The 15727-nt window shown below is 73.9% G+C and carries 12 protein-coding genes; 4 read left to right on the forward strand and 8 right to left on the reverse strand.

Going from position 1 to position 15727, the window contains the following annotated elements:
* Window positions 1–64 precede the first annotated feature (64 nt).
* From ACFC02_RS07570 to ACFC02_RS07600, 7 genes are all read right to left on the reverse strand, one after another.
* Window positions 65–1366 (reverse strand): hypothetical protein, encoded by a 1302-nt coding sequence (locus tag ACFC02_RS07570; RefSeq protein ID WP_376353571.1) that lies wholly within the window; start codon window positions 1364–1366, stop codon window positions 65–67.
* Window positions 1367–1620: 254 nt separating this feature from the next.
* Window positions 1621–2367, reverse strand: a complete 747-nt coding sequence (locus ACFC02_RS07575; RefSeq protein ID WP_376353574.1) for a SigE family RNA polymerase sigma factor — start codon at window positions 2365–2367, stop codon at window positions 1621–1623.
* A 402-nt stretch (window positions 2368–2769) separates the two neighbouring features.
* A complete protein-coding gene (locus ACFC02_RS07580) occupies window positions 2770–3822 on the reverse strand; it encodes an aspartate-semialdehyde dehydrogenase (RefSeq protein ID WP_376353577.1) in 1053 nt (350 codons plus the stop codon).
* 40 nt (window positions 3823–3862) lie between these two features.
* On the reverse strand, window positions 3863–5152 hold the full coding sequence (locus tag ACFC02_RS07585) for an aspartate kinase (RefSeq protein ID WP_360971236.1): 1290 nt from the start codon (window positions 5150–5152) through the stop codon (window positions 3863–3865).
* A gap of 219 nt (window positions 5153–5371) precedes the next feature.
* Entirely contained in the window at window positions 5372–6031 is a 660-nt protein-coding gene (locus ACFC02_RS07590; protein ID WP_376353581.1) for a DUF5063 domain-containing protein, read from the reverse strand.
* Entirely contained in the window at window positions 6024–6623 is a 600-nt protein-coding gene (gene recR, locus ACFC02_RS07595) for a recombination mediator RecR (protein WP_037850715.1), read from the reverse strand. Before recR ends, ACFC02_RS07590 begins: the two co-directional genes overlap by 8 nt.
* Window positions 6624–6682: 59 nt before the next feature.
* On the reverse strand, window positions 6683–7027 hold the full coding sequence (locus tag ACFC02_RS07600) for a YbaB/EbfC family nucleoid-associated protein (RefSeq protein ID WP_360971242.1): 345 nt from the start codon (window positions 7025–7027) through the stop codon (window positions 6683–6685).
* Between the two features lie 349 nt (window positions 7028–7376).
* On the opposite strand from ACFC02_RS07600, the gene ACFC02_RS07605 reads away from it, so the two are divergent.
* Complete coding sequence (locus ACFC02_RS07605; protein WP_376353585.1) at window positions 7377–8126, forward strand: SLATT domain-containing protein; 750 nt, start codon at window positions 7377–7379, stop codon at window positions 8124–8126.
* Between the two features lie 39 nt (window positions 8127–8165).
* Here the strand turns inward: ACFC02_RS07605 and ACFC02_RS07610 are convergent, their stop codons facing one another.
* Window positions 8166–10634, reverse strand: coding sequence for a protein kinase (locus ACFC02_RS07610; RefSeq protein ID WP_376353588.1), 2469 nt, complete (start codon window positions 10632–10634; stop codon window positions 8166–8168).
* 232 nt (window positions 10635–10866) lie between these two features.
* On the opposite strand from ACFC02_RS07610, the gene ACFC02_RS07615 reads away from it, so the two are divergent.
* The 3 genes from ACFC02_RS07615 (at window position 10867) to ACFC02_RS07625 (ending at window position 15712) form a co-directional block, all read left to right on the forward strand.
* The gene (locus tag ACFC02_RS07615; RefSeq protein WP_376353591.1) at window positions 10867–12249 is read left to right on the forward strand and encodes an aspartate aminotransferase family protein; all 1383 of its coding nucleotides are present in this window, start codon (window positions 10867–10869) and stop codon (window positions 12247–12249) included.
* A gap of 185 nt (window positions 12250–12434) precedes the next feature.
* A complete protein-coding gene (locus ACFC02_RS07620) occupies window positions 12435–13199 on the forward strand; it encodes a GntR family transcriptional regulator (RefSeq protein WP_376353593.1) in 765 nt (254 codons plus the stop codon).
* A complete protein-coding gene (locus tag ACFC02_RS07625) occupies window positions 13196–15712 on the forward strand; it encodes a glycosyltransferase (RefSeq protein ID WP_376353595.1) in 2517 nt (838 codons plus the stop codon). Before ACFC02_RS07620 ends, ACFC02_RS07625 begins: the two co-directional genes overlap by 4 nt.
* Window positions 15713–15727 lie beyond the last annotated feature (15 nt).

Below are 15727 nucleotides of genomic sequence, written 5' to 3' on the forward strand. Positions count from 1 at the left end.
GTCCGGTGGGTGTCCGGCCGGACACGACACGCCGTGGCACGGCCGGGGCCCCGCCCCGACCGGTCTACGGCGTCGTCGTCGCCAGCACCCCGGTGCGGTAGACCGTGCCCGCACAGGCGTCCGGCACCGTCACCGAGACCTCCGGAGAGCCGGCCTCTGGCGTGTGCGAGACCACGACGCTCCCGTCCGCCTTGCCGCCGCCGTCCTCCCGGACGAGCTGGGGCGCCGTACCCACGCCCGTACCGGTCTCCGTGCCCGTGGCCGTGCCGCCCTCGGTGCTCGCCTCCTGGGTCGGCGACGGGCCGGACGACGGCTTGCCCGTCTCCGTGCCGCCCGCAGCGCCGGTGCCGCCGCTGCCCCCGGAGCCGCTGCCGTCGCCGCCGGTGGGGCAGGCGTCGGAGGGGACCCAGGCGAACTTCACCTCGTACCCCGTCCCCGGGGACAGGACCAGTGCCGCGGATTCCGTGGACGGGTCGGGCAGGCCGGCCGCCGCGTCCCCCGCCGTGTGCTGCACCACGCTGACCCGGGAGGCGTCGGCCGCGCCCTCGGTGAGCGTGGTGACCGAGCCCGGGCCGCCCACGGTGCAGTTGCCGGACGAGACGTTGGTGACATGGAAGGTGCCGTACACGGCGCCGGCCGCGTCGGGGGCGCTGACGGTGGCGGTGGCGGAACCCAGCTGGGCGGCCGTGCAGACCGGGGCGCCGGTGCGGACGGGGGCGGAGGGACTGCCCGTGGCGCCGGGGGCGCTGCCCGGTGCGGGGGCCTTGCTGTCCTTGGTGTCGTCCTTCTTGCCGCCGGTCTGCTTGCCGGTCGGGCGGTCCGAGGACGCGCCGGCGGTGCTCGTCCCGCCGTCCGCGGCCTTGCCCGCCCCGGCGCCGCCCTGGGCCTGCGAGGCCTGGCCCGCGATGGCCGGGTCCGCGGCGGAGCCGGTGGACTGCGACACGTGGACGAGGGCCGGGACGGCGGTGCCCAGGAACAGGGCGGCGGCGGCCATGCCGACGGCGGCCTGCCGTTTGCGGGCCCGCCGCGCCGGAACCGCGCGCCGCAGGTGCTCCAGCGTCTCCTCGCGCGGCTCGACGTCCTCGACCGCCCGGTGCAGCATCCGGCGCAGCGCCAGCTCGTCCGGGGCAAGCCCTCCGGGTGCATCGCCCTCGGGACCGGCGGGCGCCTTCGAGTCCGGGTCCTTCGCTTCCGGGTCCTTCGCTTCCGGGCGCTTCGAGCCCGGGTCCTTCGCTTCCGGTCCCACGGGGCCAGGGCCGTCCGGGACCGAGCCCTCCGAGACCGGGTCCACGGGGTCCGAGTCCTCCGAGGCCGGGTCCACGAAGCCCGGGCCCTTCAGGACGGGCCCCTCCGAAACCGGGCCCACGGGGTCAGGCCCCTCCGAAACCGAGTCCTCCGATACCGGCTCCTCCAAGACCTGGTCCACGAGATCCGGGCCCTTCGAGGCGGGTCCCTGCGAGTCCGGGTCCTTCGCTTCAGGGCCCTCCGTTCCAGGGCTCTCGTTCACGGTTGCGTTCCCAGCGTGCGACGGCGTGTGGTGGTTCTCTTCCTGCTGCCCCGGCTCGTGCCACGCGTAGGGCTCGTGGCGTTCGTGCGAGTCGCGTCCCTCGGCGTTCTCCCTCATGCCCGCGCCTCCATGGTGATGCGCAGCGCGGCGATGCCGCGCGAGCCGTACGCCTTCACCGACCCGAGCGATATGCCGAGGGTCTCGGCGACCTGTGCCTCGGTCATGTCCGCGAAGTAGCGCAGCACCAGCACCTCGCGCTGCCTGCGCTGCAACCCCTTCATCGCCTTGATCAGCGAGTCGCGCTCCAACTGGTCGTAGGCGCCCTCCTCCGCGCTGGCCATGTCCGGCATGGGCTTGGACAGCAGCTTCAGGCCGAGGATGCGGCGGCGCAGCGCCGAACGGGAGAGGTTCACGACCGTCTGGCGCAGGTAAGCGAGCGTCTTCTCCGGGTCGCGGACGCGCTTGCGGGCGGAGTGGACGCGGATGAACGCCTCCTGGACGACGTCCTCGCAGGAGGCCGTGTCGTCGAGGAGGAGCGCCGCCAGGCCCAGCAGGGAGCGGTAGTGGGCGCGGTAGGTCTCGGTGAGGTGGTCGATGGTGGTGCCGGCCGTCACGGTCTCCTCGGCGGCGTCACGCTGGTTCGGTATGCGGGTGGGCCGCGCCGCGGGCATGGGGGCGATCACCGGCATGCCACCGGCCGGGCCGGGCACACCGGCCGGGCGGGGCGCGCCCGGCGGGCCGGACACACCAGGGAGACCGGGGATGCCGGGGATCCCGGGTCTACGCGGTCGGAGCGCCGCGCGGGGCGGCCGCAGAGCGGCGCCGCGGGTCGCCGCACTGAAGTCGAGTACCTCTGCCACGCCAGTTGGACACGTCTGCCCCCTCGGGGGTTGTACGCGCCGGACGCCGGTTCTGCGCCGGCCGGGCCCGGTGGCGCGTCCGACGACGTTCGCGCGTCAGGCCGCACAACAGCCGGTGCCCCACATGCCCTCATGCGTCCCGCTCTTCCCCTATGTCGCGGCGTGCCGCGAAGCGACCGGGGCGTCCCCACGCCCCGCAGCGTCCCCACGCCCCCGAAAGGCGACCGCAAAGACGCCTCCCGCCCTGCACGCGGTTGCGGAGGGCGGGAGGGAGAATCTTCGGACGCCGGGGCAGCACGGTTCAAGTGGCCTGGACCGACAACTGGTCCACACCTCTTACACAGATCCTACAAAGGGACCCGGCTGTGGCCATGACTTTTCCGTCCGTCATATGACGGAGGCTCACTCCGCCTCCGCGGCCACCAGTTCGGCGATCTGCGCCATGTTGAGCGCGGCACCCTTGCGCTGGTTGTCGCCGCAGACGAAGAGTTCGAGCGCCGTCGGGTCGTCGAGCGCGCGCCGCACCCGCCCGACCCAGGTGGGGTCGGTGCCGACCACGTCGGCCGGGGTGGGGAACTCGCCCGCCGCGGGATCGTCGTAGAGCACGACGCCGGGAGCGGTGGCGATGATCTCGCGGGCCTTGTCGACGGTGACGTCGTTCTCGAAGCGGGCGTGCACGGTGAGGGAGTGCGTGGTGACCACCGGGACGCGTACGCAGGTGACGGCGACCGGCAGCCGGGGCAGGCCGAGGATCCTGCGGGACTCGTCGCGCAGCCTCATCTCCTGCGAGGACCAGCCGTCGTCGCACAGCGCCCCGGCCCACGGCACCACGTTCAGCGCCACCGGCTCGGGGAAGGGCCCGGTGTCGTCGCCGACGGCCCGCCGCACGTCACCGGGGCCGGTCCCCAGCTCCGTACCGGCGACCAGGGACAGCTGGCGGCGCAGCGTCTGCACGCCCGCCTGCCCGGCCTGGCTCACCGCCTGGTAGGAGGAGACCACCAGCTCGCGCAGCCCGAACTCGGCGTGCAGCGCCCCCAGGGCCACGATCATGGTCAGGGTGGTGCAGTCGGGGCTGGCGACGATGGAGCGCGGACGCCGCCGCAGCGCGTGTGCGTTGACCTCGGGCACCACCAGCGGCACGGCCGGGTCGGCGCGGAAGGCACCGGAGTTGTCCACGACGACGGCGCCCCGGGCGGCGGCCACCGGGACCCACCGGGCGGCCACCTCGCCGGGAACGTCGAACAGGGCGATGTCCACCCCGTCGAAGGCGTCCTCGCTCAGCGCGAGGACCTCGACCTCCTCGCCGCGCACGGCCAGCTTGCGGCCGGCCGAGCGCGGGGAGGCGATCAGGCGGATCTCGCCCCAGACGTCCGCGCGCTGGGACAGGATCCGCAGCAGGACCGTGCCGACGGCTCCGGTCGCTCCCACGACCGCGAGCGTCGGTCGTACGGTCATCGTCGTACGCCTCCGTGCCCGGGGCCCCGGCGGTGCACGGTCATCGCCCGGTGCCGCCGTAGACGACGGCCTCGTCGCTGTCGGAGTCGAGCCCGAAGGCGGTGTGCACGGCGCGCACGGCCTCCGCCACGTCGTCCTTGCGGGTGACCACCGAGATGCGGATCTCGGAGGTCGAGATCAGCTCGATGTTCACGCCCGCGTCGGACAGCGCGGTGAAGAAGTCGGCCGTGACGCCCGGGTTGGTCTTCATCCCCGCGCCGACCAGGGAGATCTTGCCGATCTGGTCGTCGTAGCGCAGCGAGTCGAAGCCGATGCCGGAGCGGTTCTTCTCCAGCGCGTCGATGGCCTTGCGGCCCTCGGCCTTGGGGAGCGTGAAGGAGATGTCCGTCAAGCCGGTGGAGGCGGCGGACACGTTCTGCACGACCATGTCGATGTTGATCTCGGCATCGGCGATCGTGCGGAAGATGGAGGCGGCCTCGCCGGGCTTGTCCGGCACGCCGACGACCGTGATCTTGGCCTCGGAGGTGTCGTGCGCGACACCGGAGATGATGGCCTGCTCCACCTGCTGTTCCCCTTGCTCACTCGGCTGCCGAATCGGCTCGCTGCTGACCCACGTGCCCTGCAGCCCGCTGAAGGAGGAGCGGACGTGGATCGGGATGTTGTACCGGCGGGCGTACTCCACACACCGGTGGAGCAGCACCTTGGACCCGGACGCGGCCAGTTCGAGCATGTCCTCGAACGAGATCCAGTCGATCTTCCGGGCCTTCTTCACCACCCGCGGGTCGGCGGTGAACACGCCGTCCACGTCGGTGTAGATCTCGCACACCTCGGCGTCGAGGGCGGCGGCCAGCGCCACGGCCGTGGTGTCGGACCCGCCGCGCCCCAGCGTGGTGATGTCCTTCTTGTCCTGGCTCACGCCCTGGAAACCGGCGACGATGGCGATGTTGCCCTCGTCCAGCGCGGTCCGGATGCGGCCGGGCGTGACATCGATGATCCGGGCTTTGTTGTGGACCGAGTCGGTGATGACACCTGCCTGGCTGCCGGTGAAGGACTGGGCCTCGTGGCCCAGGTTCTTGATCGCCATGGCCAGCAGGGCCATGGAGATCCGCTCCCCGGCGGTCAGCAGCATGTCGAACTCCCGCCCGGCAGGCATCGGGGATACCTGCTCGGCGAGATCGATCAGCTCGTCCGTCGTGTCGCCCATCGCGGAGACCACGACAACCACCTGGTTGCCGTTCTTCTTGGCTTCCACGATCCGCTTGGCGACGCGCTTGATGCCCTCGGCATCGGCTACGGAGGAGCCTCCGTACTTCTGCACGACAAGGCCCACGTGCGCTCCTCGCTCAGTCCGTGTCTGTCGCCCTGCGCGTGTGCAGTGCGGTCGACTCAGTCTATCGAGCGTCCGAATTTCCCCTCTGCGATACCGCATGCTGAGACCTCCGGAGCCCGCTTACCAGGACGGCTCATGCCCAGGGGGCGGACCCGCACGCGGAACGTGGGCGGCGTCACAGTCGCCGCGGCGCCGCCGGACGAGGAGGCGAACGCCGTCCTACTGCGCCCCGTGCAGCCCCAGCGGGGTGCCGATCTCCTCCGCCATGACCTGGCCCGCCTCGAACTCCAGGGCCTCGTCGCCCATGGCCTGGTCGGTGTCCAGGCCGTCGAGTTCCTCCAGCGGCTGGTCGAGGCGGACGTGTGCGACGAGGGACTGCAGGGCCCGCAGGGTCGCGGAGGCGAGGCCGCCCCAGTTGGAGAAGTAGGAGAACTGCCACCACCACAGCGCCTCGGTGGTGCGGCCCGCGCGGTAGTGGGCCATGCCGTGGCGCAAGTCGTTGACGACGTCGGCGAGGTCGTCGGAGATACGGGCGGGGACCGGGGCCCGGCGCGGCTCGTAGGGGTCGAAGACCTCGGAGTAGACGTCGATGGGCTCCAGGAGCCGGGCCAGGTTCTCGCGGAGGACGTCCACGTCCTGCTCGGGGCCCGGGTCGGGCTCGTAGCGCTCGTCGGGGACGATGTCCTCGTGCGCGCCGAGCCGGCCGCCGGCCAGCAGGAGCTGGGAGACCTCCAGGAGGAGGAAGGGCACCGCGGAGTCCGGTTCGTCGCCCTTGGCGACCTCGGTGACGGCGACCAGGAAGCTCTCGATCTGGTCGGCGATCTGGACCGCGAAATCGTCGGGGTTCTGGCTGGTCGCGTGCAGCGTGGCGTCAGACATCTAGGAGTCGTCTCCCCTCGAAGGCGCGGCCGAGGGTGACCTCGTCCGCGTACTCCAGGTCGCCACCCACCGGGAGGCCGCTGGCCAGGCGGGTGACCTTCAGGCCCATGGGCTTGATCATGCGGGCGAGGTACGTCGCCGTCGCCTCGCCTTCCAGATTCGGGTCCGTGGCCAGGATCAGTTCCGTGACCGTGCCGTCCGCGAGGCGGGCCAGCAGCTCACGGATGCGCAGGTCGTCCGGGCCCACGCCCTCGATCGGGCTGATCGCCCCGCCCAGGACGTGGTAGCGGCCGCGGAACTCGCGCGTGCGCTCGATCGCGACGACGTCCTTGGGCTCCTCGACGACGCAGATGACGGCGGGGTCGCGGCGGCTGTCGCGGCAGATGCCGCACAGCTCCTCCTGCGCCACGTTGCCGCAGACGGCGCAGAAGCGGACCTTCGCCTTCACCTCCGTCAGGGCCTGGGCGAGCCGCCGCACGTCCGCCGGCTCCGCCTGCAGGATGTGGAAGGCGATCCGCTGCGCGCTCTTGGGACCGACGCCGGGCAGTCGCCCCAGTTCGTCGATGAGGTCCTGGACCACGCCTTCGTACACCGGACCGCCGTCCTTCCTGTGTGGTGCTTCGGTTCGTACGGTAGTTGCCCGCGGGCCGCCTAGAAAGGCAGCCCGGGGATGCCGCTGCCGCCGCCGAGACCCTGCGCCAGCGGACCGAGCTTCTGCTGCTGGAGGGTCTGGGCGTTCTCGTTGGCCGCGTGGACGGCGGCGACGATCAGGTCCGCGAGGGTCTCGGTGTCCTCGGGGTCCACCGCCTTCGGGTCGATCTTCAGGGCGCGCAGCTCGCCGGCGCCGGTGACGGTGGCCTTCACCAGGCCGCCGCCCGACTGCCCGTCGACCTCGGTCTGCGCCAGTTCCTCCTGGGCCCGCTGCAGGTCCTCCTGCATCTTCTGGGCCTGCTGGAGCAGCTGCTGCATGTTGGGCTGGCCACCACCGGGAATCACGATCAGCTCCTGCTTTCGTACGGCACGTCCGGATGACCGGATGGTCCGGGCGTCCGGGCGGGGTCCGTCCGCCGGTGCCTTCGGCGTTTCCCCGCTGGCACGAGCCTACGTGGTCCGGGCGGGCGGCGCCCCGCCACTCTTTCGGGTGAGTCTCGGGTGAGTCCTATACCTGATCAAGGCCCTCTTCCGGGCGGAAAAGCAGTGCTTCCGTCCTCTTCGCCACCCGTTGGGGGGTAGGAAGGGGTCCGGCGCGTCAGCCAGTGTCACAGCCCGTGGTCGGAACGTTGATCAGGTTGATCGGAAAGTGGTCAGCAGAGCGTCACAGCACGTGATCAGTAGGGAGTGCCGGGTGGGTCAGCCGGAGATGCAGCCCGAGCGTCCGCCTCGGGACAGGCGGGGCGACGAAGCGGCCGGGCTGCGGCCGGGAGACCTGGCCGGACGGGCCCTCCCGCTCGGCGACTGGGGCGATCCCGCCCAGCGGCTGGAGGAGCTGTACCGGTGGGTGGAGCACGGCGCGCTGCGGACCGCCACCCGCTACCTGGCGGAGCGGGTGTGGAAACGGCGCGGCGCGCGGGCCCTGCGGTGCGGGACCGCGGCCGGCGCGGTGGCCGGGGCGGCGCTGCCCCTGCTGGACCTCACCGGGGCGCTGGGCGGGGTGGCGCCGTGGGGCTGCCTGGCACTGCTGCTGTCGGCGGCGTGCGTCGGGACCGACCGGTACTTCGGGGTGACCTCGGGATGGATGCGGGACGTGGCGACGGCGCAGGCCGTGCAGCGGCGCCTGCAGACGCTCCAGTTCGACTGGGCGTCCGAGTGCGTGCGGGAGGTGCTGGGCCCGGCCGAGGGGACGGCGGGCGAGGCCGCCGAGCGGTGCCTGGCGGTGCTGCGGCGGTTCTCGGAGGACGTGACCGAGTTGGTGCGCACCGAGACGGCCGACTGGATGGTGGAGTTCCGCGTCGGGGCGGTGCCGATGGGGCTCCGGAGCACCGCGCCCGGCGGCGGCCGGCCGGAACTCGGCGGCACCGGTCCGGGCCGCTTTCCGCTGCCGCCGGGCGGCACCCGGCCGAACATGCCCCGGCAGCGGCCGCCGGAACCCCGGTGAGGAGCCCGGGACCGGCGGTCGTGGGAGGGACGGCGTACGTCAGCCGCCCGCCTTGTCGTACGTCAGCTGCTCGCCGCTGTCCTTGTTGATGCGCTGGAGGCCGCCGCCCGGCAGCAGGACGAGCTGCGTGGCCGCGCCCGGCCTGCACGCGCCGCCCGGCCCGGCCGAGACCGTCGAGGGGCCGATCTCCAGCGCGCCACCGGCGTCCGGCGGCGCCGCGAGCGGCGCCTCGAACACGCAGTGGTAGCTGCCGCCCGACTCGGTGGGACCGTCGGCGACCAGGGTGAGCACGGTGTCCCCGACCCCGCCCTGGGAGATGGTGAGCCGCCGGGGGCCCGGGCCGAAGGCGGTGTCGATCGACGACCTCCAGGTGCCGAGGTACCCCGTCGGGATCTCCCCGCCCGACGGGGCGGCCGGGTTCGGCGGGGAGGCCGTGGGGGACGGGCCGGGGCCGGTCGTGGTGGGTGCGGTGACCGTCGGGGACGGGCCGGGGCTGCCGTTGCCGCCGCCCCGCATCAGGGCGTAGACCGAGCCGCCCGCGCCGAGCGCGACCACCACCGCCACGACGACGAGCGCCACCGTGGACAGCCCACCGCTGCGCGGCCCGCCCCGCGCCGGGAGAGGGGAGGGACCGAACGGCGGGGTGGGGCCGAACTGCGCGGCGGGGCCGAGTGACGGGGTGGGACCGAACGGCGGGGTGGAGCCGGCCGGCGCCGCGCCGTGTGGCGGGTGCCCGGAGGGCTCGGGGCCGCCCTGCCGGGGCCCGTACGGCGAGTGCGTCTCCCCCTGCGATCCGTACGGCGGCTGCCCGTCCTGCTGGGTGCCGTGCTGCGGGCGTGCCTCCCGCTGGTTGCCGTACGGCGGCTGCCCGTCCTGCTGGCTTCCGTACTGCGGATGGCCGTGCGGTGGGGTCGCTGCGGAGCCGGCGTACGGGGCGGGGCCCGTCGCGCCGGGCGGGCCCGGCGCCGGGTCGCCGGTCCGGGGCAGGTGGTGCCCGGGGTGCTGCTGCGGGTGCTGCGGGGGCCCACCGTGCCCCGGGTGTGTGGGGGCCGGGGCCGGGCCCGGCGGGGGTGTCTGGTCGTCTACCGCGGTCGGCAGGTGGCCCCCCGTGCCGCTCCGGTCGCCGGGGTGTCCCGGAGACGGTGGCGTGGGCGCGGCGGCGACGGCATCGGGGGCCAGCACGGTGTCGGTGGGGTCCCTGGGGGCTGCGGGGTCGAAGGGTCCCGCGGGGACCGTGGGGTCTGTAGACGCCGTGGGGTCTGTAGACGCCGTGGGGTCTGTAGACGCCGTGGGACCTGTAGGCGCCGTGGGACCTGTAGGCGCCGTGGGACCTGCAGGCGCCGTGGGAGCCGTGGGGTCCGCGGAGCTCTCCGTGGGAAGGGTGGAGTCCGTGCCGGCCGTGGGCTCGGCGGCGGGGGCGGGGGCGCGCTCCCCGGCGGGCCCCGGCCTCTCCTCCGGACGCTGAGCCGGTGCCGGTGCCGGTCCCGGTGCCGGTGCCGGTGCCGGTGCCGGTCCCGGTGCCGGTGCCGGTCCCGGTGCCGGTGCGGGCGCCGGGGCCGGTTCCGCCCACGCCCCGCCCCGCGGCCCCTCGGGGTCCTCCGCGTCCAGCAGCCGCACCGCGTGCCGTCCGAGCTGGGCCACCAGGGCGCTCGGCAGCCACGGGTCGCGGAAGCGGCCGTCGGCGACCGTGTCCTCGGCGCCGGTGCTCTCGATGATCCCCTCCACCGAGGGGCGTGCCGCCGGGTCCTTGCGCAGGCAGGCGCGGACCAGGCCGGCGACGCCCTCCGGGACGCCCTCCAGGTCGGGTTCCTCCCGGACGATGCGGAACATCAGCGCGTGCACCCCGCTGTCGGCGGTGCCGAAGGGCAGGGCGCCGGTCGCCGCGTAGGCGAGCAGGGAACCGAGGCAGAAGACGTCGCACGCGGGTGTGACCCGGTCACCGCGCACCTGCTCGGGCGCCATGAACCCGGGTGAGCCGACCAGCGCACCGGCCCGGGTGACCCCGCCGTCCGTGACGGTCTCCAGCGCCCGTGCGATGCCGAAGTCGATGACGCGCGGTCCGTCGATCGTGACGAGCACGTTGGACGGCTTGAGGTCGCGGTGGACGAGGCCGGCCGCGTGGATGTCCCGCAGCGCCCCGGCGAGACCGGCGGCGAGGATGCGCACCGACCGCTCGGGCAGCGGCCCGTGGTCGTGGCCGACGACCTGCTGGAGGCTGGGCCCGGCGACGTACCCGGTGGCGACCCAGGGCACGGCGGCCTCGGTGTCCGCGTCCAGCACGGGTGCCGTCCAGTGACCGCCGACCCGCCGGGCCGCCCCGACCTCCTGCCGGAAGCGGGCCCGGAACTCCTCCCGCTGGGCCAGTTCCCGCCGCACCAGCTTCACGGCGACCGTACGGCCCCGGTCCGAGCGTGCCAGGTACACCTGGCCCATCCCCCCGGTGCCGAGCCGCGCCAGCAGCCGGTACGCGCCGATCTCCCGCGGATCGCCGGGCGCGAGTCTCTCCATGGCCCAACCGCCTCCCCCGGTATCCCCCGACACGTCCCCGACGCCCCTGTGCGTCAGCCCGAGGATAGTGCGAGCCACGGGGCGCGGAGCGGGCCGCCCTCTACGGTTCCGTAACAGCGTGCGACCGGATCCGCGCCCGGCCGCCCGCCGTCGACAACCTGTCGTCAAATCCCCCTTCCCGCAGACAGGGCGCCGATACCGGCTCCGCCGCGGGCCCCTCTACGCTCGCCGTATGACCCCTCAGCCCTCCCCCGCCCACCGGACCCCCCAGCCGAACCCCGAGGCCGGCGCCGCCGTGAAGGCGGCCGACCGCGCGCACGTGTTCCACTCCTGGTCCGCGCAGGACCTGATCGACCCGCCGGCGGTGGCCGGTGCCGAAGGGTCGTACTTCTGGGACTACGACGGCAGGCGCTACCTCGACTTCGCCAGCGGGCTCGTCTTCACCAACATCGGCTACCAGCACCCCAAGGTCGTCGCGGCGATCCAGGAACAGGCCGCGACCATGGCCACCTTCGCTCCCGCCTTCGCCGTCGAGGCCCGCTCGGAGGCGGCGCGGCTGATCGCCGAGCGGACCCCCGGCGACCTGGACAAGATCTTCTTCACCAACGGCGGCGCCGACGCGGTCGAGCACGCGGTGCGGATGGCACGGCTGCACACAGGCCGGCCGAAGGTGCTCTCGGCGTACCGCTCGTACCACGGCGGCACGGAGCAGGCCATCAACATCACCGGTGATCCGCGCCGCTGGGCCTCCGACGGCGGCGCGGCCGGGGTCGTGCACTTCTGGGCGCCGTTCCTCTACCGCTCCCGCTTCTACGCCGAGACGGAGGAGCAGGAGTGCGCGCGGGCGCTCGAGCACCTGGAGACGACGATCACCTTCGAGGGGCCTTCGACCGTCGCCGCGATCATCCTGGAGACCGTCCCGGGTACGGCCGGGATCATGATGCCGCCGCCGGGATACCTGGCCGGGGTGCGCGAGCTGTGCGACAAGTACGGGATCGTGTTCGTCCTGGACGAGGTCATGGCGGGGTTCGGGCGGACCGGTGAGTGGTTCGCGGCGGACCTGTCGGGCGTCGTACCGGACCTGATGACCTTCGCCAAGGGCGTGAACTCGGGATACGTGCCGCTGGGCGGCGTGGCGATCTCCGGCGAGATCGCGCAGACGTTCGGCAAGCGCCCCTACCCCGGTGGTCTGACGTACTCCGGGCATCCGCTGGCGTGCGCGGCGGCCGTCGCGACGATCAACGTGATGGCCGAGGAGGGGATCGTCGAGAACGCGAAGCGGCTCGGCACCGAGGTCGTGGAGCCGGGGCTGCGCGAGCTGGCCGAGCGGCACCCGAGCGTCGGCGACGTGCGCGGTGTCGGCATGTTCTGGGCGCTGGAACTGGTGAAGAACCGCGAGAGTCGCGAACCGCTGGTGCCGTACAACGCGGCCGGCGAGGCGAACGCGCCGATGGCGGCCTTCGGCGCCGCCGCCAAGGCGCACGGCCTGTGGCCCTTCATCAACATGAACCGCACCCACGTCGTCCCGCCGTGCACCGTGACCGAGGCCGAGCTGAAGGAGGGCCTGGCGGCTCTGGACGCGGCGCTGTCCGCGGCCGACGAGCACACCGAGTGACAGGCCGTCGTACGACGGTGAGGCCGCCCGGTTCACCGGGCGGCCGGGGGAACCCGAACGCGTAAGGTGGCGTGCTTGTAGACGTACACGGACGTGGACGCACACCCGGTGGGCGTCCACGTCCGTGGACGGGCAGGACACACGGGCGAGTACGCCACCGCACGCGCAAGGGAGACGCCCCGACCATGGCCGGCATCAGCGGCACCGGCGCCGTGACCCGCAACACCCTGCGGCAGCAGATCGCGGACGCGCTCCGGGACGAGGTGCTGGCCGGGCGGCTCCAGCCGGGGCAGGAGTTCACGGTGAAGGAGATCGCCGAGCAGTACGGGGTGTCCGCCACCCCGGTGCGCGAAGCGCTCGTCGACCTGTCCGCGCAGGGCCTGCTGGAGTCCGACCAGCACCGCGGTTTCCGGGTGCGGGAGTACTCGACGGCCGACCACCGGGAGATGATCGAGGCCCGCGGCCTGGTCACCGACGGCATGTTCCAGGCCCTCCTCGACGGCCGGGCCCCCCTGCCCGCCCTGCGCCCCCCGCACGAGCCGCACCCCCCGCACCTCCCGCACGATCCGCGCCCCCCGCACGACCTCTGGGAGGCGCGCCTGACGGCCGCGCTCGCCGGGGTGCGCCGGCGCGGCGAGGAGGCCCAGCGGGCCGCCACCGCAGGCGACCTGACCGTGCTGATCGGCTACGACCTGCGGTTCTGGCGCGAGCTGAGCGGTCTGTTCGGCAACCCCTACCTCGCCGACTTCCTGCACCGAATACGCGTGCAGTCCTGGGTGTGCGCGGTGCAGCCGCTGCGCCGCCTGGGCGACCTGCGCGGCCTGCTGTGGACCGGCCACACCGAACTCGTCGACGCGCTGGCCGGCCGTGACACCGCCGCGGCCCGCGCGATCGTCGCCGCCTACCACGCGCACTCCCTCGCCCTGGTCGACCGGCTGGCCGGCGCATGAGCGACGACGCCGCCGTGCCCGCCGCCGGCCCGTCCGCCGCCGAACCGCCCGGAGCGCCGGTCGCGCTGTCGGTCGTCATCCCCGCCTACAACGAGGAGCGCCGGCTCGGCCCCACTCTGGACGCCGTCGCCGCCTACCTGGACGAGAACGAGGCCCGCTTCGGCGCCTGGGAGGTCGTCGTCGCCGACGACGGCTCCACCGACGGCACCGGTGCCCTCGTCACCGCCCGCCACGACCGGCGGATCCGGCTCGTCGCCGCCGACCGCAACCGCGGCAAGGGCCACGCCCTGCGCCTGGGCGTGCTGGCCACCCGCGGCCGGCGCGTCCTGGTCACCGACGCCGACCTCGCCACCCCCATCGAGGAACTGGACCGGCTCGACGAGGCGATCGGCGAGGGCGAAGCCGCCGCGATCGGCTCCCGCGCGGTGCCCGGCGCCTCGATCGGCAGCCACCAGCACCGGGTGCGCGAACTGCTGGGCCGCGCCGGGAACCTCCTCATACGCCGGGTCGCCGTGCCCGGCATCCGCGACACCCAGTGCGGCTTCAAACTCTTCGACGGGGACAGCGCGCGCAGCGCCTTCGCCGCCTCCCGGCTCAACGGCTGGGGCATCGACGTCGAGGTCCTCCAGCACTTCCACCGCGCCGGCCGGCCCGTCGCCGAGGTCCCGGTCCGCTGGTCGCACCGCTCCGGCTCCAAGGTCGGCCCGCTGGACTACGGCCGTGTCCTCGCCGAACTGGCCCGGCTCAAGGCCCGCTCGGCGCGCCCCGCCGACCTGCTGGCCGGCGCCGCGTTCCTGCTGATGGCGGTGGCGCTGTACTCCGGCCGCTTCTTCGACCCCGCCCACCGCTACCTGCCCGACTCCATGCAGGACCAGAACCAGTGGGAGTGGTTCTTCGCGGTCGCCGCCGACAGCGTCGCCCACCTCCACAACCCGCTCTTCACCGACCTCCAGGGCTTCCCGGACGGCGTGAACCTCATGGCCAACACGGTCATGCTGGGCCTGTCCGCGCCCTTCGCGCCCGTCACGCTGGCGTTCGGCCCCGCCGTCGCGCTCAGCCTGTGCATGACGCTGGGCCTGGCCGCGACCGCGGCCACCTGGTACTGGCTGATCGTCAGGCGCGTCGTACGCCACCGCGGCGCGGCCTTCACCGGCGCGGCGCTGGCCGCCTTCGCCCCGCCGATGGTCAGCCACGCCAACGCCCACCCCAACTTCGTGATCCTGTTCGTGATCCCGCTGATCATCGACCGGGTGCTGCGCCTGGGCGAGGGCGTGCGGGTGCGGCGCGACGGCATCGTGCTCGGGCTGCTGACGGCGTACCAGGTCTTCCTCGGCGAGGAGCCGCTGCTGCTCGCCTCGCTCGGCCTGGTGCTGTTCGCCGCCGCGTACGCGCTGGTGCGCCGGGACGTGGCGAAGGCGGCCTGGCGGCCGCTGCTGCGGGGGCTGCTGATCGGCGCCGCGGTGTGCCTGCCGCTCGTCGCCTACCCGCTGTACTGGCAGTTCGCGGGCGCGCAGAGCTACGGCAGCGTGCTGCACGGCGACAACGCGGGCAACAGCCCACTCGCGCTGCTCGCCTTCGCCGAGCGCTCCCTGTTCGCGGGGGACGCGCAGCGGGCCGGCGCCCTGTCCCTGAACCCCACCGAGCAGAACGCCTTCTACGGCTGGCCCCTGCTCCTGCTCGCCCTCGGCATCGTCGTACGGCTCTGGGAGCACGCCCTCGTCAAGGCGCTGGCGGTGACGGTGGCCGGCGCGGCGGTGCTGTCCCTGGGGCAGAAGATCCGCCTGCCGCTGACCGACCGGGTCTACCCCGGCCCGTGGGCGCTGCTCGCCCGGCTGCCGCTGTTCGAGTCGGTCATCGAGGGCAGGGTGGCGATGATCTGCGCGCCCGCGCTGGGCATGCTGCTCGCCCTCGCGCTGGCCCGCCTGGCGAAGAGCCGCAGCCCGGGCACCTCCTACACGGGCCTGCTGGCCGTCGCCCTGGCCCTGCTGCCGCTGGTGCCCGCCCCGCTGAAGGCGGTGGACCGCGTTCCGGTGCCGGAGTTCATCGCGGCCGGGATGTGGAAGCCGTACGTCCACGACGGCGAGACCCTCGTCCCGGTGCCCGTGCCCGACCCGGGCGCGGCCGAGGCCCTGCACTGGCAGACCGTCGCCCACCTCGGCTTCAAGCTGCCCGGCGGCTACTTCAACGGCCCCTGGGGCCCGGACCGCATCGGCATCTACGGCGCCTCCCCGCGCAACACGTCCGACCTGCTGCGCGACGTGCGCTACACGGGGGTCGTCCCCGCCATCGACGGCGACCGGCGGGCCCAGGCCCGGCAGGACTTCGCGTACTGGCACGCGGGCGTCCTCGTCCTCGCCCCGCAGCCCAACGACGGCGCCCTGCGCACGGCCGTCACCCGGCTGGTGGGCCGCCCCGGGAAGTGGACCGGCGGGGTGTGGGTATGGGACCTGCACGAACGAAGCCTTCCGGCACGAACCGAACAGACCCTCGCCGCACCGACTACGCTTCCCTGACCGCTGTGCGGCACC

It is taken from the genome of Streptomyces sp. NPDC056160, assembly GCF_042268205.1.
GTDB lineage: Bacteria > Actinomycetota > Actinomycetes > Streptomycetales > Streptomycetaceae > Streptomyces.

What these genes read in the sequence shown, in the direction of transcription:
- ACFC02_RS07610 (WP_376353588.1), bottom strand. Translation starts at nt 10,634, where the DNA reads ATGGAGAGACTCGCGCCCGGCGATCCGCGGGAGATCGGCGCGTACCGG.
- ACFC02_RS07590 (WP_376353581.1), bottom strand. Translation starts at nt 6,031, where the DNA reads ATGTCTGACGCCACGCTGCACGCGACCAGCCAGAACCCCGACGATTTC.
- ACFC02_RS07620 (WP_376353593.1), top strand. Translation starts at nt 12,435, where the DNA reads ATGGCCGGCATCAGCGGCACCGGCGCCGTGACCCGCAACACCCTGCGG.
- ACFC02_RS07580 (WP_376353577.1), bottom strand. Translation starts at nt 3,822, where the DNA reads ATGACCGTACGACCGACGCTCGCGGTCGTGGGAGCGACCGGAGCCGTC.
- ACFC02_RS07615 (WP_376353591.1), top strand. Translation starts at nt 10,867, where the DNA reads ATGACCCCTCAGCCCTCCCCCGCCCACCGGACCCCCCAGCCGAACCCC.
- ACFC02_RS07625 (WP_376353595.1), top strand. Translation starts at nt 13,196, where the DNA reads ATGAGCGACGACGCCGCCGTGCCCGCCGCCGGCCCGTCCGCCGCCGAA.